At 73.5% G+C, this 19,377-nt stretch carries 19 protein-coding genes; 9 read left to right on the top strand and 10 right to left on the bottom strand.

What is annotated here, in order from left to right; genetic code table 11:
• Nucleotides 1-3 precede the first annotated feature (3 nt).
• On the top strand, nucleotides 4-384 hold the full coding sequence (locus AB0I21_RS16280; protein WP_360561815.1) for a hypothetical protein: 381 nt from the start codon (nucleotides 4-6) through the stop codon (nucleotides 382-384).
• A gap of 24 nt (nucleotides 385-408) precedes the next feature.
• Here AB0I21_RS16280 and AB0I21_RS16275 read toward each other — a convergent pair whose 3' ends face one another.
• Nucleotides 409-1,155: a copper resistance protein CopC gene (locus AB0I21_RS16275; RefSeq protein ID WP_360561813.1), complete on the bottom strand. Its 747-nt coding sequence runs from the start codon at nucleotides 1,153-1,155 to the stop codon at nucleotides 409-411.
• Nucleotides 1,156-1,242: 87 nt separating this feature from the next.
• On the opposite strand from AB0I21_RS16275, the gene AB0I21_RS16270 reads away from it, so the two are divergent.
• Together AB0I21_RS16270 and AB0I21_RS16265 are read left to right on the top strand one after the other, a co-directional pair.
• Entirely contained in the window at nucleotides 1,243-1,692 is a 450-nt protein-coding gene (locus AB0I21_RS16270; protein WP_360561811.1) for a hypothetical protein, read from the top strand.
• A complete protein-coding gene (locus tag AB0I21_RS16265; protein ID WP_360561809.1) occupies nucleotides 1,689-2,936 on the top strand; it encodes a hypothetical protein in 1,248 nt (415 codons plus the stop codon). Before AB0I21_RS16270 ends, AB0I21_RS16265 begins: the two co-directional genes overlap by 4 nt.
• A 263-nt stretch (nucleotides 2,937-3,199) precedes the next feature.
• Here the strand turns inward: AB0I21_RS16265 and AB0I21_RS16260 are convergent, their stop codons facing one another.
• Nucleotides 3,200-4,438, bottom strand: coding sequence for an MFS transporter (locus AB0I21_RS16260; RefSeq protein WP_360561807.1), 1,239 nt, complete (start codon nucleotides 4,436-4,438; stop codon nucleotides 3,200-3,202).
• An 88-nt stretch (nucleotides 4,439-4,526) separates the two neighbouring features.
• Here AB0I21_RS16260 and AB0I21_RS16255 point away from each other — a divergent pair, with 88 nt between their 5' ends.
• Nucleotides 4,527-5,312: a hypothetical protein gene (locus tag AB0I21_RS16255; protein WP_360561805.1), complete on the top strand. Its 786-nt coding sequence runs from the start codon at nucleotides 4,527-4,529 to the stop codon at nucleotides 5,310-5,312.
• Between the two features lie 100 nt (nucleotides 5,313-5,412).
• Here AB0I21_RS16255 and AB0I21_RS16250 read toward each other — a convergent pair whose 3' ends face one another.
• A complete protein-coding gene (locus AB0I21_RS16250) occupies nucleotides 5,413-5,826 on the bottom strand; it encodes a hypothetical protein (protein WP_360561803.1) in 414 nt (137 codons plus the stop codon).
• A 252-nt stretch (nucleotides 5,827-6,078) separates the two neighbouring features.
• On the opposite strand from AB0I21_RS16250, the gene AB0I21_RS16245 reads away from it, so the two are divergent.
• A complete protein-coding gene (locus AB0I21_RS16245) occupies nucleotides 6,079-6,819 on the top strand; it encodes a glyoxalase (protein WP_360561801.1) in 741 nt (246 codons plus the stop codon).
• A gap of 60 nt (nucleotides 6,820-6,879) precedes the next feature.
• On the opposite strand, the gene AB0I21_RS16240 is transcribed toward AB0I21_RS16245, so the two are convergent.
• The gene (locus AB0I21_RS16240) at nucleotides 6,880-8,427 is read right to left on the bottom strand and encodes an MDR family MFS transporter (RefSeq protein WP_360561800.1); all 1,548 of its coding nucleotides are present in this window, start codon (nucleotides 8,425-8,427) and stop codon (nucleotides 6,880-6,882) included.
• 14 nt (nucleotides 8,428-8,441) lie between these two features.
• On the bottom strand, nucleotides 8,442-8,861 hold the full coding sequence (locus tag AB0I21_RS16235) for a MarR family winged helix-turn-helix transcriptional regulator (RefSeq protein WP_360561799.1): 420 nt from the start codon (nucleotides 8,859-8,861) through the stop codon (nucleotides 8,442-8,444).
• 93 nt (nucleotides 8,862-8,954) lie between these two features.
• On the opposite strand from AB0I21_RS16235, the gene AB0I21_RS16230 reads away from it, so the two are divergent.
• Nucleotides 8,955-9,536, top strand: coding sequence for a TetR family transcriptional regulator (locus AB0I21_RS16230; RefSeq protein ID WP_360561797.1), 582 nt, complete (start codon nucleotides 8,955-8,957; stop codon nucleotides 9,534-9,536).
• A 73-nt stretch (nucleotides 9,537-9,609) separates the two neighbouring features.
• Here the strand turns inward: AB0I21_RS16230 and AB0I21_RS16225 are convergent, their stop codons facing one another.
• Nucleotides 9,610-10,245 carry a hypothetical protein gene (locus AB0I21_RS16225; RefSeq protein ID WP_360561795.1) on the bottom strand — a complete coding sequence of 212 codons (636 nt, stop codon included), beginning with the start codon at nucleotides 10,243-10,245 and terminating at the stop codon, nucleotides 9,610-9,612.
• A 176-nt stretch (nucleotides 10,246-10,421) separates the two neighbouring features.
• On the opposite strand from AB0I21_RS16225, the gene AB0I21_RS16220 reads away from it, so the two are divergent.
• Together AB0I21_RS16220 and AB0I21_RS16215 are read left to right on the top strand one after the other, a co-directional pair.
• Complete coding sequence (locus AB0I21_RS16220; protein ID WP_360561793.1) at nucleotides 10,422-12,479, top strand: sensor histidine kinase; 2,058 nt, start codon at nucleotides 10,422-10,424, stop codon at nucleotides 12,477-12,479.
• On the top strand, nucleotides 12,469-13,125 hold the full coding sequence (locus AB0I21_RS16215; protein ID WP_344502519.1) for a response regulator transcription factor: 657 nt from the start codon (nucleotides 12,469-12,471) through the stop codon (nucleotides 13,123-13,125). Before AB0I21_RS16220 ends, AB0I21_RS16215 begins: the two co-directional genes overlap by 11 nt.
• Nucleotides 13,126-13,683: 558 nt before the next feature.
• Here the strand turns inward: AB0I21_RS16215 and AB0I21_RS16210 are convergent.
• The 3 genes from AB0I21_RS16210 to AB0I21_RS16200 form a co-directional block, all read right to left on the bottom strand.
• Nucleotides 13,684-14,280 carry an ATP-dependent Clp protease proteolytic subunit gene (locus tag AB0I21_RS16210; protein WP_360561791.1) on the bottom strand — a complete coding sequence of 199 codons (597 nt, stop codon included), beginning with the start codon at nucleotides 14,278-14,280 and terminating at the stop codon, nucleotides 13,684-13,686.
• A gap of 97 nt (nucleotides 14,281-14,377) precedes the next feature.
• Nucleotides 14,378-15,085: a hypothetical protein gene (locus AB0I21_RS16205; RefSeq protein WP_360561789.1), complete on the bottom strand. Its 708-nt coding sequence runs from the start codon at nucleotides 15,083-15,085 to the stop codon at nucleotides 14,378-14,380.
• 79 nt (nucleotides 15,086-15,164) lie between these two features.
• On the bottom strand, nucleotides 15,165-16,004 hold the full coding sequence (locus AB0I21_RS16200) for a tetratricopeptide repeat protein (RefSeq protein ID WP_360561787.1): 840 nt from the start codon (nucleotides 16,002-16,004) through the stop codon (nucleotides 15,165-15,167).
• A 137-nt stretch (nucleotides 16,005-16,141) separates the two neighbouring features.
• On the opposite strand from AB0I21_RS16200, the gene AB0I21_RS16195 reads away from it, so the two are divergent.
• Nucleotides 16,142-16,642: a chemotaxis protein CheX gene (locus tag AB0I21_RS16195; protein ID WP_360561786.1), complete on the top strand. Its 501-nt coding sequence runs from the start codon at nucleotides 16,142-16,144 to the stop codon at nucleotides 16,640-16,642.
• A gap of 9 nt (nucleotides 16,643-16,651) precedes the next feature.
• Here the strand turns inward: AB0I21_RS16195 and AB0I21_RS16190 are convergent, their stop codons facing one another.
• Nucleotides 16,652-19,204: an EAL domain-containing protein gene (locus AB0I21_RS16190; RefSeq protein WP_360561785.1), complete on the bottom strand. Its 2,553-nt coding sequence runs from the start codon at nucleotides 19,202-19,204 to the stop codon at nucleotides 16,652-16,654.
• Between the last annotated feature and the right edge of the window lie 173 nt (nucleotides 19,205-19,377).

Below are 19,377 nucleotides of genomic sequence, written 5' to 3'. Positions count from 1 at the left end.
GACATGATCCGCTCGCGTGTGCTGCTCACCATCGCCGCCCTCGCGGTCACCGCCGGCCTGGCGGGCTGCGGTGACGAGGGCTCGAAGACCCCGGCGAAGATCTCCGCACCGTCGGCGGCCGGACCGTCCGCCAGTGCGTCGTTGACACCCGAACGGATGGAGACGATCTTCCTGGACACGACGGCGGCGCACCTGTGCTCGGTCCAGTCGCGGGTCTACACCGACCCGGCGGCGATGGCCGACGCGTACGCCAGCAAACCCCTGTACACGGGGCTGGCCGACGCACAGGTCGAGCAGTATCAGCAACGGGTCATCGCCGACCCGGCCTTCGCCGAGCGGCTCACCGCGCAGATCCAGGCGACCTGCGGCACCACCACCGGCTGACCGGTGCCGTCGCGGCCGTCCTCCTCAGCGGAGGGCGGCCTTGCGGCGTTTCTTCTCCGGCTGCACCGGCGCGCGCCGGGCCGCGAGCCCGATCATGAGGCCGACACCCACGATGAGCAGCGCCGGGATCAGCCAGTCGGTGAGCACGAACGGCGTCTTCACCGGCGCCGGCGCCGACACCGGCGGCTGCGCCTGCTGCGGGCCCTGGGTCGGCCCGGCCGTCGCCGGTGGGGCGCCCTCCTTGTTGAGCGCGCGGGTCAGCGCCTCGGACGGGCCGGCGGTCGGCGCGGTCCAGCCCGCCGGCGCCGGCGTCACCGGGCCGCTGTAGGTGAACCGCAGCTGCCCCTTCACGGCCTCCCCGTCGGAGGCGACCGTCTGGTAGGCGGCCGTGTACAGGCCCTGCTCAGGCCAGTGCGACACCGGGACGAGCGCCGGGAAGCCGGTGTTGTACGACCTGGGCTCGAACTTCCCGTCGACCATGAAGTACTCCTGGACGGGCTTGTCGAGGCGCTTCGGCTCCCCGGTCCGCCAGCCGCCCTCGACCCGCAGCCCGGACGGCGCGGTGACCGTGAACCAGGCGAACGAGGCGGGCTGCTCGGTGAAGTACAGCGCCACCTCGGCGCGCGGCTTGTCGACGGTGCTGTCCTGCACCGGGTCGGACATGGCCAGCTGGCCGTGGGCTGAGGCAGGATGTGCGGGCAGCACGACGCCGAGCACGGCGACGAGCGCCAGCACCGCGATCTTCGACGCACCGACACGGACCGATCGCATCGGCACATGATGCCGGGTTCCCCCATGAGCGACAAGACGCTAAATTCACAGCCCTGACAAACCCCCCGTCACCTCGGGAGCCTTTTCGTGCCTGCAGCTCGTGCCACCGTCCTCGCCGCCGCGCTCGTCCTGGCCCTCACGGGGTGCTCCGCCGACCCTGCAACACCTGCGCCGGCGCCGTCCACCACGACCGCGACGGCCGCCGCCGCCGGTGCCGACGCGCCGTCACCGACCGCGGGAACCTCCTCGGCGCCGCCGTCGCCGGCCGCGACCTTCGACAAGGAGATCGTCGTCACCGTCGCGAAGAAGAAGGTGACGCCGCCGACCGGCCGGGTCGAGGTCGCCAAGGGCAACCTGGTGCGGATCACCGTCACCTCCGACATCGCCGACGAGCTGCACGTCCACGGCTATGACAAGAGCCTGGCGCTGCCGGCCGGGGCGCCCGCGTCGCTCGAGCTGCGGGTCGACCGGACCGGGTTGTTCGAGGTGGAGACGCACGCGTCGCACCTGGTGCTCTTCCAGCTCGTGGTCCGGTGAACACGGACCTCGCGCCGGCCCTGGCCCACGGTGTCGGCGGCCGCCAGGACCTGCCGCTCACGCTGGGCCAGCTGCTCGTCGGCGCCGCCGCCGCGCTGATCGTGTCGTTCGTGGTGCTCGGCGTCGCGTGGCGCGCCCCGCGGCTCGACCCCGCCGCCGGCCGCCCCGTGCGGACCGTCCCGGTGCCCGCCGTCATCCCCCGGCTCGTGGGCATCCTGCTGCTGGCCGTCCTGGCGTGGACGTTCACGCTGCCCGACACGGCCGACAACCCGGCGGCCGGCATCGTGTACGTGCTGTTCTGGGTCGGGCTGGTGCCGCTGTCGCTCCTGCTCGGCCCCGTCTGGCGGGCCCTGAACCCGCTGCGCACGCTGTCGCTGGGCTTCAGGCCCCGCCGCCCGCTGCCCGAGGGCGTCGGCTACTGGCCCGCGGCCGCGGGGCTCTTCGCGTTCGCGTGGCTGGAGCTCGTCGCCCCCGACCGGGCGACCCTGCCCGTCATCGGCACCTGGCTGGCCGTGTACGCCGTGGCCATGCTCGCCGGCGCCTTCGTCTACGGCCCCGACTGGCACACCCGCGGCGACGCGTTCGAGGTGCTCAGCGACCTCGCCGGCCGGCTCGCCGTCATCGGCCGCCGCCCCGACGGCACGCTCGCCTGGCGCAACCCCCTCGACGGCATCGCCGGCCTGCGCCCCGCGCCCGGGCTCGTCGCCGTCGCCGTCGTGCTGCTCGGCGCCACCTTCTACGACGCGATGTCCGGCGCGCTCTTCTGGCTGCGGTTCACCCAGGAGAACGGGCTGCCCGCCCCCGTCACCGGCACCCTCGGCCTGCTGGCGGTCATCGGTGCGGTGGCGCTCGCGTACACCGTGGCGACCCGCACCTCGGGCCGGCGCGGCCACACGTCGGCGGAGCGCATGCCGGGCGAGCTGGCCCACTCGATCGTGCCGATCGTCGTCGGCTACGTCGTGGCGCACTACTACTCGCTGTTCGTCCTGGAGGGCCAGCGCACCGTCGCGCTCCTGTTCGACCGGCCGGACTTCGACCCGTGGACCGGCGTGATCACCCCGACGGGCGTCGCCAACGTCCAGATCACCGCGATCATCCTCGGCCACCTCGTCGGCACCGTCCTCGCCCACGACCGGGCCCTGAAGGTCTTCCCCCGCGCCCAGGCCATGACCGGCCAGGTGCCGCTGCTGGGGTTGATGGTCGCCTACACCGTCGCGGGCCTGCTGCTGCTCTTCACCGGCTGAACCCCGCGCCGGAATGCTTGGTAGAGCGGCGCGAGGGAGGAGCGCCGCTCTACCGGTCCAGCGATATATGTGTATCGAAGGGGGGCCTTCGAGCTAGTCCGTGCGAGGGTCCCGGGGGGGGGTGGGACCCTTTCGGTTGCCGCTGAGAAGAGCATGCAGGTCGCCACTTGGCGCGGACTTGGCGAACACTTGCGCTGACCTGTCACCCACCCGACACCGTTGCCCGGTATCACCCACCTTGATCCGCCCCTCCGCGGAGGTGTTCAGGCGGGCGCCTGCTCGCCGGCGGGCTCCTTGGCGCCGGCGGTGGGCTCGCCGGGGTCGGTGGGCTCGGTGGCGCCGGTGGTGACGAGGAGGAGGGCCGCGGCGGCGGCCATCGTGGTCAGGCCGGCGGTGATGAGGGCGCCGCCGCCGCCGAGCCAGGCGACCAGCGGGGCCGCGGCCGCGGTGCCGCCGCCGATCGCGGTCTGATTGACGGCGCTGACGGTGGCGAAGAGGCGGCCGTGGCGTTCGGGCGGGGTGCGGGCGGTGATCAGGGCGTTCTGGGCGACGTTGAGGATGCCGTTGCCGGCGCCGCCGAGGGCCGCGGCGGCGTAGGCGAGCAGCAGGCCGGGGGCGAGGCCGATGCCCGCGATGCCGGCGCCCATGGCGAGGCACGCGACGGCGACGGCGACCCGGTGGCTGAGGTGCAGCAGGGGCAGCAGCTGCGAGCCCACGAGGACGCCGGCGCCCCAGACGGTGAGGTAGAGGCCGTACTGCGCGGAGGAGGCGCCGAGCTGGTCGACGAACCGGAACGGCGCCGCGACGTTGTCGACGATGGCGGCGCCGACGCTGATCGCGACGCCGAGGACCGCGACGGTCAGGACCCGGTCGGCGAGCAGCAGCCGCAGCCCGCCGGACCGGTCGTCGGCCGCGGCCGAGGGGTCGGGGCGGCGGCGGACGGTGAGCAGCGCGCACGCGCCGGCGAGCAGCGCGAACGTGGCCGCGTCGGCGAGCACCGCGGCCCGCACGCCGAGCCAGCCGGTGAACAGCCCGCCGGCGGCGGGGCCGAAGATCCAGCCGAGGCCGAAGCCCAGCGACAGCCGGGCGTAGCCGCGCTCCCGGCCGCTGGGCCCGGTGATGGCCGGCACCAGCGAGCTCGTCGCCGGCCGGACGAACGCCGCCAGCGCCGCGAGCGCCGCGAACAGCAGCACCGTCGGCAGCGGGCCGTCCAGCAGCGCGAGCGGCACCGCGACCAGCGCCTGGCCGAGCAGCGCGACGATCAGCACGCCACGCGTCTCGAGCCGGTCGACGACGCGGCCCACCACCGGGGCCAGCACCACGACCGGCACCAGCTCCGCGGCGAGGAGCGCGGCGACCCACCCGCTGCCGTGCGGCTGGAGCCGCAGCAGCAGCGCGATGAACGCGGCGGCGTCGCCGGCGACCGACACGGCGAGCCCGGCCGTGAGGATCCCGAGGTCCGCACGCCCGCGCCCCGCATCGACGGTCCTCATGGTCGCCATGTCCGCCACCGTACCGCCGCCGCATCCGGCGGGAGGGCCCCTGATCCCGTATCCTTCGCGGGTTCAAGGGTGGTGACGGGGGGTCGCTGTGGTGTTACCGGAGTCCGGGCACGGCTGGCACCTGCCCGACGGGCCGCCGCCGGGCGACCCGGACGAGCGGGGCACGCCGGCCGGCGAGTTCCCGACGCCGCCGGTGTACGGGCCACCGCCGCAGCCGGCACCCGCGCCGCCCTTCGCCCAGGGGGCCCGGCGGCCCGCCGTCGTCGCCCTCGTCCTCGCCGGCGTGGTCAGCCTGGTCGCGTGCGTCTGTGTGTCCGCCTACCTGAACGACAGGCCGGAGCTGCCCCGGTCCACCGCGCCCACCTATTCCCGGCCCGCCGCGCCGGCCGCCCCGTCCCTGTCGTCGCGGCCGCCCAGCGGCGCTCCGGCGGGTCCGCCGCGGGTGTGGGCGCTCAAGGCACCGGCGAAGGCGGGCACGATGCGGCGGTCGGACGATCCCCCGCCGGTCCCGGATCCGTACTCGGCGACCTACGAGGATCCGCTCGACCCTCAGTACATGGTGATGCTGACGGGGCAGGTCGGCGCGCGCTTCACGCAGGACGGCCCGCAGGCGGCGGTCGACGCGTGGCTCGCCGCGCAGGACCCGGCCCGCGCGCAGACCACGCTGTGGGCCGAGGAGATGGTGCGGCGCGGCCCGCTCGCGATCGGCGGCGTCGCGCTGTGCCGGGACTCCGTCGGGCTCCCCGCGCCCGAGGCCTGGTGCGCGTGGGCGTCCGACGGCGTGGTGGTCGAGTTCGTGTTCGTGCGGGTGCCGGCGCCGGTGGCGTGGGACCGGATGGCGGAGATGCTGCCGGTCATCGCCACGTACTCCTGACGCCCGGTCCTGCCCTGCGGGCTCCCGGAACCGCGGAACGCCGGCCGGCCCGAAGGCCGACCGGCGTTCCTAGCGCAGTCGAGACGCACCCGGCGGGTGGTCAGGCGCTGCTGTCGGAGATCTCGTAGTTCGGGCCGTCCATGACGTTGCCGAGGAAGCTCTCGAAGCGCTCCGTGAGCGACATGACGTGCGAGTCGTCCGAAGCCTCGGCGCCCTCGATCTCGGCCGCACCGAACCCGGCGGAGCCCTCCTGGCCGTACGCGGCGAAGGTGTGCTCCTGCTCGATCTCGGTGTGCTCGTACCGCGTGTACTCGGTCACCTCGTAGTGGTTGCCCGCGGCGTCCGTGTACTCGATGTGCTTGACGTTCTCGTACTCGGTGTGCTCGATGCTCTGGTGGTCGGTCTCGAGGATGCCGTACTGCGAGTTGTAGTCCTGCTCGCCGACACTCGCCTCGTGCGCCTCCGCGAGGCCGCTGTGGCCTTCGCTGGTCTCGATCTCGCCGTACTCGCTCATGGGGGTGGTCCTCTCGGATGCGTCATCTCGGTGTTGCGCTGTTGGACCTAACGGTACGGGCGTCCGCCAGACCCAAAATCCCGGAAACGTGCCACCCGCACATCCCCGGATCGGCCCGTTCTTCAGCTGACGTCGCGTGGAGGTGGGAGCCGCCGGCTCCATGGCATCAACCTACCGGTGTCACTTTCTTGCATTTCACCAATTGTTTCTTGCAGGTGCGAGTCCGTCCGGGTTCTGGCACACTGCCGCACCATGCTGGAGGAACTGGTGCAACCGAACGAGACCACCGTGCCGCTGCTGCCGTGCGTGGCCCCCGAGGAGACCGTGGCGTTCTGGCGATCGCTGGGGTTCGCGGTGACGTACGAGCAGCGCCGGCCCTACCTGTACCTGGCCTTCCAGTGGCGCGGGGTCGGGCTGCACTACAAGCAGCCGCCGGGCGGCATCGACGCGGCACGGGAGGACATCGGCGGCTGCCTGGTGATGGTCGACCTGGTCGCGCCGTACCACGCGGCGTTCACCGAGGCGATGCGGCGCTCGTACGGCAAGATCCTCGCGAAGGGTCTGCCCCGGATCACCCGCTTCCGGCCCGGCGCGTCGCGCTTCACGGTCGTGGACCCGTCCGGCAACTCGATCGTCTTCATCCAGCGCGACGAGCCCGCCGAGGTGGAGTACGGCGGCGCCAAGCACCTGCAGGGCCTGGCCAAGGTCCTCGACAACGCCCGCATCCTGCGCGAGTTCAAGCACGACGACCTGGCCGCGTTCCGCGCCCTGAACTCCGGCCTCCGCCGCCACGCCGACGGCGCCACCGCCCTCGAACGCGCGGTCGCCCTGGCCTCGCTCATCGAGCTGGCGACGGCCCTCGACGACCCCGGCCGCGTCCCGGAGTGGGGCGCCCAGCTGCGGAGCCTCCCGCTCACCGCCGAGGAACGCGCCACGGTGCGGGCCGCCGTCGCCGACCCCGCCGTGCTCGAACCCTGGCTGCCCGCGGACTGACGCGCGAAGCGCGGACAACCCGGTGGATCCGTCGATCCACCGGGTTGTCGAGCGGACGGGTCAGTGCGTCGGGGCGGTCACCTTCTCCGAAGGCGACGTCGCGGGGGCGGGAGTGTCCAGGTCCAGGGTGGTGCGCAGCGCGGTCGGGCGCATCAGGGCCGCGGCGGCCACGCCGACGAGCGCGATGCCGGCCGAGATGAGGAAGATGTGGCCGGTCGCGTCGCCGTAAGCGGCCCGGACGATGTGCTGCAGGGCGGGCGGGAGGGCGCCGAGGTTGAGGTTGCTGGCGCCGCCGCCGGAGCCGGCGGGGACACCCGCCGCGGCCAGGGAGTGCGTGATGTTGTCGGTGACGCGGCGGGCGAGGACGGCGCCGAGGACGGAGACGCCGATGGTGCCGCCGAGCGAGCGAAAGAAGGCGATCGTCGAGCTCGCCGCGCCGATGTCCTTCAGGGGCACGGTGTTCTGCACGGCGAGGACGAGGTTCTGCATGGAGGAGCCGACGCCGACGCCGACCAGCAGCATGGCCGCGCCGACGAAGACGAGCGACGTCTCGTGGTCGATGGTGGCCAGGGCGGCGAACCCGAGCACGAGGATGACGGTGCCGGCCACGATGTACGGCTTGATGTTGCCCGAGCGGGTGATCAGCCGGCCGACGATGATCGAGGCGCCCAGGACGCCGGCCATCATCGGGATGGTGAGCAGGCCGGCCTCGGTCGGGGTGTAGCCGCGGCCGATCTGGAAGTACTGGCCGAGGAAGACGGCGCCGCCGAACATGGCCATGCCGACGGCGAGGCTCGCGACGATCGACAGGGCGGTGGTGCGCTGCCGGACGATCTGCAGCGGCACGACCGGCTCGGCCGCGCGGGCCTCCACCAGTACCGCGGCGGCGAGAAGGACGAGTCCGGCGCCGACCATCGCGAAGGTCTGCCACGACAGCCACGCGAACGAGCCGTCGACGAACGAGACCCAGATGAGCAGGACGCTGACGCCCGCGGCGATGAGCGAGGCGCCCAGGTAGTCGATCTTGACGGGGCGCTTGACCGTGACCAGGTGCAGGGTCTTCTGCAGCACGAACAGCGCGATCACGGCGATCGGCACGCCGACGAAGAAGCACCAGCGCCAGCCGAGCCACGACGTGTCCACGATGACGCCGCCGAGCAGCGGGCCGCCGACGGTCGCGACGGCCATCACGCCGCCGAGGTAGCCGTTGTACCGTCCGCGCTCCCGCGGCGGGATCATCGCCGCGATGACGACCTGGACGAGCGCCTGCAGGCCGCCCACGCCGATGCCCTGGAAGGCGCGCGCGGCGATCAGCTCACCGGCGTTCTGCGACAGGCCGGACAGGATCGAGCCCACGACGAAGATGACGATGGAGATCTGGACGAGCAGCTTCTTGCTGTACAGGTCGGACAGCTTGCCCCAGATGGGGGTGGAGGCGGTCGCGGTGAGCAGGGTGGCGGTGACGACCCACGTGTACTGGCCCTGGGTGCCGTTGAGCGCCCCGATGATCTTCGGCAGGGCGGTGGAGACGATGGTGGAGCTCACCAGCGCCACGAACAGCACGAGCAGCAGCCCGCTCAACGCTTCGAGAATCTGCCGATGTGACATCGGCTTGGCGTGACTCATCGTGTTGCCTCCAGGTGCAGGTCGTTCGCGAAGCGGCGCAGGTAGCCGCTGAAGTGCTCGAGGTCTTCTGGGCTCCAGTCGCGCAGTGCGCCGGCGAGCAGGTCGTCGTACCAGGCGACCGCGTCGGCGAGGGTCTGCCGGCCGGCGGGCGTGAGCTCGAGGAGGGTGGCCCGCCCGTCGTGCGGGTCGGGGACGCGCCGGACCAGGCCGGCCTGCGAGACGGCGCTGACCGCCCGGCTGGTCGTCGACTGGTCGAGGGCGCACCGCGCGGCGACCTCCTTCAGGTGCCGGCCGCCGTCCGAGCGGTCGATCGCCTGCAGCAGCCCGACCGTGCCCGACGGCAGGACCGGATGCCGGCGGCGGTGCTTGAGCACGCGAAGGACCTTCATCAGCTCGTACAGATCGTCGCGCAGCATGGACACCTCCCCAATTACTTGCCTTCTACAAGCATCAGAAAAAATTGCCCAGTGCGCAAGTTTTCTCAGTGAGAAGTGGGTAACATTCGGAACGTGAGCACCGGGCTGCGGGAACGCAAGAAAACCGCCACCCGGCAGGCCCTGCACGAGGCCGCCGTCCGGCTGGCGATCGAGCACGGCCTCGACCGGGTCACCGTCGAGGCGATCGCCGACGCGGCCGACGTGTCCAGGCGGACGTTCTCCAACTACTTCGCCAGCAAGGAGGAGGCGTTCCTCTACGGCGACCAAGCCCGCATGTGCCTGCTCATCGACGCGGTGCGGGCCCGGCCCGCCGGCGAGGCGCCGTGGCAGGTGCTGACGGCCGCGGCGGTGGAGGTGTTCCAGGTGCTCGGCGCCCGCGACCCGCGATGGATCGCGCAGGTGCGGCTCGTGCGGCGGCACCCGGCGCTCGCGGCGCAGCAGGTCACCACGTACACGTCGATGGAGGACGGCCTCACCGCGGAGCTGGTGGCGCGCGGGGTCGGGACACCGATCCGGGCCCGGTTGATGGCGGCGGCGTTCATGGCGTCGGTGCGGGTCGCGGTCCAGGCATACCCGGACCGCACCGAGGGCGCCGCGCTGATCGACGTCATGCGAGAAGCCCTCGCCGTGACGGGCGAGGGCTTCCGCGGGTAGGGGGAATCGGGGTCAGCGGCTCCGGCGCGGCTTTGAGGTCGGCAGCGCCCGGTGCGGCGGCCGGGTGGCGGGGTCAGCGGGCGCCGGTCAGCTGCGGGCGCAGCATCAGCAGGACACCGAGCGTCATGTAGCCGATGAGCAGGTGGCCGCCGCCGACGTAGTCCGCGAGCGGCGAGCCGAAGATGGCGAAGACCGGGACGGTGACGACGGCCCAGCTCTCCGCGACCACCGGCCAGATCCGCACGACGCCCTTCCACCGGCCGGTGATCGCCAGTTTCACGCCGATGACGGCCATGCCGAGCATCGACAGCGGCCAGAAGATGTCCATCGGGACGAGGAACGCCGAGTCACGCAGCGCGGGGATCGCGTGCAGGAAGCTCCACAGCGTGGCGATCGCCAGCAGCACGTGCTCGACCACGAGCATGCCGCGGGCCACCTTCGTGAGGCCCGTCGCGCGGGTCCGGACCTGGACGGCGAGCAGCGCGAACAGCCCCAGCTGGAACAGCCCGCCGGTGGTGTCGGTGACGGTCAGGCCGAGGGAGTCGGTCGGGTTGTTGCCGACGGTGAACATGCTGGCCGCCCACGCCGCCGTGCCGGCGGTCAGGGCCAGGCCCAGCTTGCGGACGCCACCGGCGGTGATGGCGGCGGGGGGCTGCTGGCCGGTGGGGACGTCGGTGCGGGCGGGGACGGGCTCGGTGCGGATCGTCATGGCAGGTTCCTTTATGTGAGGCGGCGGGGCTCGCCGGGTATGCCGAGAATCCTGCGTCCCACCGCGACCCGGGCGGCAGGGCCGCGCGCCCCCGATGGCGTCCCTTCCCGTGTCCCGGCCCGGACGGGACTGCGGTCCCCGGGACCGCGGGACTGCCGGGCTGACACGATGGCCGCATGCGCACGCGGCTCCCCACCATCGCCGGCGGGCTCTTCGTCCTGCTGGCGCTCGCCTCGACGGTCATCTCGATCGTCCTGGAGGCCGCGATCGGCGCCGAGCGCCGCGCCACCGACGGCATCGAGGCGGGCTGGATCTCCGGTCTCGCCGGACTGGCCCTCGCCGTGCCGGGCGCGCTGCTGGCCCGCAAGGTCCCGCGCAACGCGGTCGCCTGGATCCTGTGCGTCACCGGCCTGCACTGGTCCAGCGACGGCACGTTCGCGTCGTGGGTCGCGTACGCCACCGCCCACGACCCCTGGCTGCCCGGCGTCACCATCTCCTGGTGGCTCTACCAGCGGCTCGGCGCGGCGCTGCTGTTCTCGCTGCCGCTGCTGCTGATCTTCTACCCGGACGGCCGGCCGCCGGAGGGGCGCTGGCGCTGGGCCTCGTTCGTCAGCCTCGGGTTCACCGCGGTCCTGCCGGTCACGCTGCTGTTCGTCCCGACCCGCATCGCCGAGGCGCAGGGCGGCGGCGGCGACCCCTCCTCGGACCTGAAGCTCTCGATCGACCTGCTCACGCTCCCGCTGCCCGACAGCGTCTGGGTCGTCCTGCTCCGCCTCGGCTATGCGGCGCTGCCGTTGAGCCTGCTGGTGCCCTTCGCGGTGGTGTTCCGCCGGTACCGGCAGGCGAAGGGCCTCGCCAAGACCCGCATGCGCTGGCTGGTCTGGGCCGGCGTCGTCGACGTGCTGGTCATGCTCTCCGCGCTGCTGCTGCCCCAGTCGGCGCTGTCGCTCGGCCTGTTCGTGGCGATCATCGTCACCGGCGGCGCGATCACGGTCGGCATCCTGCGCCCGCGTCTCGTGGACATCGACCGGCTCCTCGGCGGCACCGTGCTCTACGGCGCCCTTGCCACGCTCGTCGTCGCCGTCGACGCGATCCTGCTCGCCGCGGCGACGACCCTCCTCGGCGAGCAGGGTGCGGCCCTCGCCGGCCTGCTCGTCGTGATGCTCGTGTACGGCCCGCTGCGCCACCGCCTCTGGCAGCTGGTCCAGCGCGTGGTGCTCGGGCGGCGGCACGACCCGTACCGTGTCGTCTCCGGCCTCGCCGAGCAGCTCGAACGCACCGACAGCCCCGAGGACCAGCTGCTCGCCGTCGCGCGCAGCGTCGCCGAGGCGTTCAACGCCCCCTACGTCGCCGTCGAGGTCCACCGCGGCGGCGACTCGACCCTGCTCGCCGAGCACGGGCAGCCGGTCCCGGACTGTTCGACGCTGCCCATCACGTACCGTGGCGAAACCGTCGGCAGACTGATCCTGCCCGCCGGCGGACCCCGCACCGACCTCTCCCCGCGCGACGAGCGGCTCCTCGCCGACGTGGTCCGGCAGGCGGCGGCCGCGGCGCGCTCCAGTCACCTCGCCGCCGAGCTGCAGCTGAGCCGGGAACGCCTGGTCGGGGCCCGCGAAGAGGAGCGCCGCCGGGTGCGCCGCGACCTGCACGACGGGCTCGGCCCGGCGCTCGGCGGGGTGGCGCTGCGCATCGACACCGCCCGCAACCTGCTCAAGTCCTCACCGGCCAGGGCCGACGACATCCTGCGGCAGGCCCGGGAGGACGTGTCGACCGCGCTCGCCGACGTACGACGCCTCGTGCACGACCTGCGCCCACCGGCCCTCGACGACGTGGGCCTGATCGGCGCCGTCGACCAGGTCGCCGACCGCCTCCGCACGCCCGCCCTCGCGATCCGCGTCGCGGGCGCCCTGCCCTCGGGGCTGCCCGCGGCGGTGGAGGTGGCCGCCTACCGGATCGCCTCGGAGGCCTTGACGAACGTGTCGAAGCACGCGCGGGCGTCGTCGGTGTCCGCTGATTTTTCCGTTGCTTCGGACACGTTGGTGGTGACGGTGACCGACGACGGCGCCGGGATCGCCGCCGGCACGCCGTCCGGGGTCGGGCTCATCTCGCTGCGGGAACGCGCCTCGGAGCTCGGCGGCAACTGCGAGATCGAGTGCCCGCCGGACGGCGGCACGACCGTGCGCGCCACACTGCCCCTAGGATCTTCACGTCAGGAGGTGGCCGATGGCCGATGAACCGGTCCGGGTCCTGGTCGCCGACGACCACCCGATCTTCCGCGACGGCCTCGCCGTCCTCCTCGGCTCCGTCGACGGCATCGACGTCGTCGGCACCGCCGCCACCGGCGCGGAGGCCGTCGCCCTCGCCGTCGACCTGCTCCCCGACGTGGTCGTCATGGACGTACAGATGCCCGACCTGAACGGCATCGAGGCCACCCGCCGCCTCTCCGCCGAGGCCCCGTCCGTCGGCGTCGTCGTGCTCACCATGTCCGAGGACGACGGCACGGTCTTCAGCGCCGTCCGGGCCGGCGCCCGCGGGTACCTCGTGAAGGGCGCCGAGCAGGAGGAGATCGTCCGCGCCATCAACACGGTCGCCTCCGGCGGCGCGGTCTTCGGCGCCACCCTCGCCCGCCGCATCGCCGAGTTCTTCGCCGCCGGCCCCCCGACCGCGACGACGGCCTTCCCCGAGCTCACCGCCCGCGAGCGCGAGATCCTCGAACTCCTCGCCGCGGGCCGCTCCAACGCCCAGATCGCCCAGACCCTCTACCTGTCCCAGAAGACGGTCCGCAACAACGTCTCCAACGTCTTCGCCAAACTCCAGGTCGCCGACCGCTCCGAGGCCATCGTCCGCGCCCGCGAGGCCGGCCTCGGCCGCCCCCAGTAGCCGCACTCCCCCCCGCGCGAATGCCGCAAAGCCGGGCATTGACCAACGCCTGTCGCGGGCACCGCGGGACCAGCCACGCGCGCTTCGCACGCGGACCAGCCACGCGGCCCCTGTGACACGGGACCAGTCACACGGGACCTGCCGCTCGGGATCAGCCACCCACGGCTTGCGACGCGGGACTGCCGCTCGGGACCTGCTAGACGGGCAGCACGCAACCATCGACCGAGCGAACGCCCGTTCCAGCGACGGCCCAGTCCCCGCACCCGAAACCCCAGCCCGCGGCTCAGCGCAGCGAGGAGCACTCCGTTACACACACAGACGTTGATCAATGCCATCAGCGGGATCGACGTTGCGCAATCCACCTACATTTCGATCTCTGAAACCGGGGTGGATCGCACAACATCGATGAGCCATAAGCCGCAAAGTTGGGCATTGACCAACGTCTGTCGCAGGAGCAGCTACGCGGGAGCAGCGGCGGAAGAGGCCGGGACTGGCGTCACCCGAGAGTGCTTCGCGACGGGGTGGCTGAGGTGAAAATGCGCTGGCGGGGTGGGTGGGTCAGCGGGAGGTGATGGAGGAGATCAGGCCGTACTCGACGGCGTCCTCGGCGGACAGGACGCGGCCGGTGGACAGGTCGTCCTCGATGCGGGAGCGGGGCTGGCCGGTCGCGGCGGCGATGCGCAGGACCAGGTCCTCCAGGTCGCGCAGGTAGCGGCCGGCCTCGGCGACGACCTGGTCGGCGGTGCCGCCCGGGCTGGTCACCTTCGGCTCCGACAGGCGGAACCTGGCGTGCGCGAACGCCGTGCGGGTCGCCGCGGCGCAGAACACCCCGAGGGCGGCGCCGCCGACCTGGCCGACGGCGGTCGCGTGGACCGGGGCGTGCACGGCGTCGAGCGCGTCGACGAGTGTGAACACCGCCGCCAGCTGCCCCTCCTCCGCCGACAGGTGCAGCGTGATCGGATCGGCGCCGATCGCGTCGAGTGCGAGGAGCGTCGCCGCCGCCCTGCCCGCCATCTCGGGCTCGATCACCCCGCGCAGAAACACCATGCGCCGACCGAACAGCTGCTCGTCGAGCCACGGCGCGTGCTGCGTCTGCGGCGGCTGCGGGTCTTCGTCGGGCCGCCACTCGGGCCGGAACCGCAAACTGTGCTCCATACGCCGACCCTAGGCGACCTCGCCCCCACCCGCCGCACCCCGTGTCCCCATTCCGCTGCGGGCGGAAGCCGGGCGTCGATCCAGGCCCCGCTCGCCGTCAGCCGGCGGCCTGCGCCGCCGACCAGCCCAGGCAGACCGCGAGATCCCCGCCGTGGGTGGGGAACGGGTGCCGGCCCGCGGCGGCGAGCTCGTGGCCCAGGCGGAGGCGGTCGCCCCAGGTGGGGTTTCTCCGTAGACGGCGCTCCAGATACGGCTCGACGAGGTCGGGCCGGTCGCGGGCGGCCAGCCACTCGACCAGCGACGACGGCGAGTTGGTGCGGTCGCCGGGCACCGTGACCACGGCCCGGTCCGGGTCGCCCGCCTCGTCGAACCACGGCAGCACCGCGTCGCGCACCACGGCCGCGAAGGTGGCGAGTGCCGCGGGGCGGCGGGCGGGGTCGGTCAGGTCGATCTCGCCGTCGAGGAAGTCGCCGTACACGTAGCCGTTGGCGCGACCGGCCGCGTACCCGAGCGGGTGACCGATCGCCCAGCTGCCCTGGTCCGGGAGCAGGCAGCGGCCGGGGTTGGCCCGCCGCCAGGTGGTCACGGCCGCGTCGTGCAGGATCAGGACCGTCTGCACGGTGATGGTGCCGGCCGCGCGGTTCATCGACGACGGCTGGAAGGAGACCTCGTGCGTGACGCTTCCGACGGTACGGGTGAGGTTGCGCCGGCGGGCCGACCAGACGAAACCGGTGCCGGCCAGCAGGTCACCCAGATGGTGGCCCGCCGCGGCGACGACGTCCGCCGGCCGCCGCGCCGAACCCAAAGCCGCAACCGAAGCCGCAACCGAAGCCGAAGCCGCAACCGAAGCCGAGGTCGGAGCCGGGCGCGCAGGGTCGGTCATGTCACGAGTGGGGGCGGTCGAGGCCGAGGTGGTCGAGCCAGTCGTCCACGGGGTGGCCGAGGTCCTCGGCGGTGTCGAACCAGCGGGCGGCGGTGGCGGCGTCCTCGGGGACGCCCTCGCCGGTGAGGTGCATGTAGCCGAGCATGGCGGCGGCGCGGGGGTTGCCGGCGTCGGCGGCGCGGCGGTAGTAGGCGGCGGCGAGGGTCAGGTCGGCGGGGAAGCCGTCACCGGTGGCGTGGGCGGCGCCGAGGTTGTACAGCGCCCGTGGCTGGCCGAGGTCGGCGGCGCGCAGCAGCCAGCGGCGGCCGAGGTCCTCGTCGCGGGGGACGCCTTCGCCGGTCGCGTGCAGCACGTACAGCTCGAAGGCGGCGTCGGCGTCGCCCTGCGCGGCGGCCCACTCGTGGTGCGGCACGGCGGCGGCCGGGTCACCGAGCCACTGCTCCAGCAGGCCCAGCCGGTAGCGCGCGGCGGGGTCGGTGGCGGCGTGCGGGCGCAGGTGCTCGCGGGCCGCCCGCTGCGCGTCGGCCGGGCCGTCGGCGCACGCACGGGCGAAGAGCAGCGCCCCGTCGCGGTCGCCGAGCGCGGCGGCCTCGCCGTAGCACTGGCGGGCCTGGTCCAGCGTGGTCCCGCCGGAGGGGAAGGCGGGGGCGAGCACGGCACCGCTCACGCCGAGGTAGCAGTGGCCGAGCTCGGTCCAGGCGCGGGCGCTGCCCGACCGGCCGGCGGCGCTGAGCCCCGCGACGACCTCCTCGGCCGCCGTGAGCGGCAGGATGCCGATCATCATGTCGCCGCGGTTGATACGCCCCGCGAGGTCGATGCAGCGTGACTCGTCGAACTCCACCCGCGCAACCTAGCAGCCGCCGGCCCGCGACCGTCCGCGATCGTTTCAGAGTGATTTTCCCGTTTCCTCGGGGCTGCTACTTCCGGCTGTCACCATGCGGGTGACGGGTACAGCTTCCGATGACCTCTGGAGTGCGCATGGTGGACGCCTCGCTCAACGAGTCCGGCCTCGCCGACAAGGATCTCGTCGAGATCGTCAACGAGGTCTGGGACGCGTACCTGCAGCAGCCGGACGCCCAGGCGACCGATCACGAGCCGGTGCTGGACATGCGTCCGATCACCGCCGCCGTCTCGATCACCGGTGCCTGGGAGGGTCACGTGCGGGTGCTCGTACCGGCGGCGGCGGCGAACGACATCACCGGCCTGATGCTCGCCATGGAGCCCGACGAGGTCACGGACCAGGACGTCACCGACGCGATGGGTGAGCTGATCAACGTGGTCGGCGGCAACCTGAAGAACCGCGGCGCGCAGCCGGCGAAGCTGGGGCTGCCCGTCGTCGCGACCGGCAAGATGCTGTTCCCGTCGACCCGCGAGACGCATCGGCTCGCCGTCGGCTGGCAGGGCAAGCCGGACGAGCCGATCACGTTCAGCGTGCTGCACGTGCACCGGGACCGGCCGGTCACCAGCCGCATGGCGTGACCGTGGTGGTCACCAGGTTCGCTGCCGCACCAGCGCGGCCTCGATGCGTTCCGCCGGTGCCGGCGTGCCGTAGTAGTGGCCCTGGCCGTAGCGGCAGCCCGCGGTCCGCACGACCTGCAGGTGCCGCTCCGCCTCCAGACCGTGGGCGACGACCGTCACGTTGAGCCGCTGGGCGAGGTTCACGACGACGTCGATGATCGGCGCCGCGGCCCCGCCGCCGGCCGGCTGCGCCGCGAAGAGGGCGCCGTCGACCTTCAGCACGTCCGTCGGCAGCCGCCGCAGGTGCGCCAGTGACGTGGCGCCCGTGCCGAAGCCGTCCAGCGCGGTCCGCACCCCGATGGCCCGCACCGTGGCCAGGGGCTCGACGGCCCGGTCGAGGTCCACCCCGAGCTCCCGCTCCGACAGCTCCACGACCAGGTCCGGCGGGTCGATCTGGTGGCTGTCGAGGGCGAGGCTGAGCCGGCCGGCGAACCCTTCGGCGACGAGGTCGTCGATCGCCACGTTGACCGACATCCACAGCTGGTACCCCTCGTGCTGCCACGACGACAGCTGCCGGCACGCCTGGTTGAGCACCCAGTCGTGGATCTCGCCGGTGATCCCGAGCTCCCGCGCCACCTCCAGGGTCTCCCGCGGCGGGACCGTGCCGAGGGTGGGGTGCCGCCAGCGCAGCAGCGCCTCCACGCCGATCGGGTGCCCTTCGACGAGGTCGTAGACCGGGTGGTACGCCAGGTCGAGCTCGCCGCGCTCCGCCGCCTGCGGCAGGTGCTGCTCGAGCGTGGCCCGCCGCACGAAGGCGTCCTCGACGGCGGCGTCGTGCCACTCGACCTTGCCGCGCCCGCCGCGTTTCGCCCGGCGCAGCGCCAGCCCGGCCCGGCGCAGCGACTCCTCGGCGCCGCCGCCGGCCGGGGCGAGCCCGATCCCGGCGGACAGCTGCAGGTCGGCGCCGGGCAGCGGATACGGCTCGCCGAGGTCGCCGAGCAGCCGCGTCGCGAGCGTGAACGCGTGGACCTTGTCGGCGCCGGTGTACACCGCGAACTCGTCGCCGTTGAGCCGCGCCGCGACGTCGCCCTTGCCGATCGCGGCGCGGATGCGGGCGGCGGCCTCGACCAGCATCGCGTCGCCGACGTCAGAGCCGTGCAGGTCGTTGACGCCCGCGAAGCCGTCCAGGCCGATCATCATCAGGTGGCCGGTCTTGTCCTCGAGGTGGGCCAGCAGCGTCTCGCGGTTGGCCAGGCCGGTCAGCGGGTCGGTCCGCTGCGTGCGCCGCAGGCTGCGCTCCAGGTCCTGTTCGGCGGTGACGTCCCGCAGGTGCACGACGACGCCGTCGACCTCGGGGTTGCCGCGTTCGTCGGTGACGCCGACCTCGACCGGCCGCCACGCCCCGAACCCGTCCTGGATCCTGGCCCGCACCGGCTGCGGCGACGTCCGGTCCAGGGCCAGTTCGTCGGCGTCGCCGGGGTGCACCAGCTGCAGGAACGGCCGGCCGACCACGTCCTGGTCCGACAGCCCGAACCGGCGCGCCGCGGCCGCCGACTGCCACCGCACCGACAGGTCCCGGTCCAGCACCACGATGACGTCGGAGGATCCGGCGACCAGCGTGCGGAAGGTCGCCTCCTGCGCGTCGAGCTGGCCGCTGTACCGTCGCAGCGCGACCGCCTCGAGCAGCTCGCGTACCACGACGGCCAGCACGGCGAGCGTGCCGATGACCATCGCGGGCGTGCCGAGCTGCCCGCGGCTGACGAGCGCGTACAGCACCGCGGCGGCGCCGGCGAGGACGGGCGCGACGAGCAGCGGGTCGCCGATCAGCGTGCCGTCGGTGGCGGGCCGGCCGGGCCGGCGGTCGGCGTACACCGACCGGCACGCCCCGGCCCAGACCAGCACCGACCCGAGGACGAGCAGGCCGCCCGCGACGAGCAGCCAGGTGCCGCCGCCGGCGGGCCGCAGCGGCAGCACCGCCAGGCCGAGGACCAGGAGCGCGACGCCCCCGGCGGCGGTGACGGCGGCCCAGCGCGGGAACGGCGCCCGGACGCCGCTGACGACCGCGACCGTGATGCCGACGATCGCGAGCAGGCAGGTGGTGAAGACGGTGGGGCTGGGGTCGCCGTGCTGTTCGAGCACGAGGACGAGCAGGGTCAGGAACTTCCACAGTGCGACGCAGATCCCGTCGAGCGCCCGCCGGAACGCGCCGGGCGTGTCGACGGTGACCCCGGGCAGCTTCAGCAGGCCGGCCACGAGCGCCGCCCCGGCGACCGGCGCGACGTACCCGGCGACGGGCGCGGCCACGGCGGAGACCCCGGCGCCGAAGACTCCCAGAGCGAGCGCCACGAGACCGAACACGGTGCCGCGCGGCAGCGCCTTCGGCGCGGCGCCGACGGCCTCGTCCGCGTGCGAGTGCTGCCGGCCGGCGCCGATCGCGAGGCGCAGCAGCCAGGCGGCGTGCAGCGTCACCGCGGCCGCGGCGGCGACGAGGACGGCGACCTCGGCCGGCAGCCCGAGCGGCGGCCCGCCGACGAGGACGGCCGCCGCGACGGTCAACGTGAGCGGTGCCGAGGCCATGAGCATCCGGCCTCGTGATCTGTGCGCGCCACCGATACCCGGTTTCATCGCGTCGGTCCGTTCGCTCGCTCGGCAGGGGGTCCTAGCTGCCCCCAGCAACGACGGGCGCCGCCCGGGGTGACGTCAAGGTCACCCGATCGGACGAAACTCCGCCCGTTTTGCGGGGCTTTGATGGCATA

Origin of the sequence: Dactylosporangium sp. NPDC050588 (assembly GCF_040654975.1) — a bacterium.
Lineage (GTDB): Bacteria > Actinomycetota > Actinomycetes > Mycobacteriales > Micromonosporaceae > Dactylosporangium > Dactylosporangium maewongense.
This window is presented reverse-complemented; position numbering and strand designations above follow the sequence as displayed.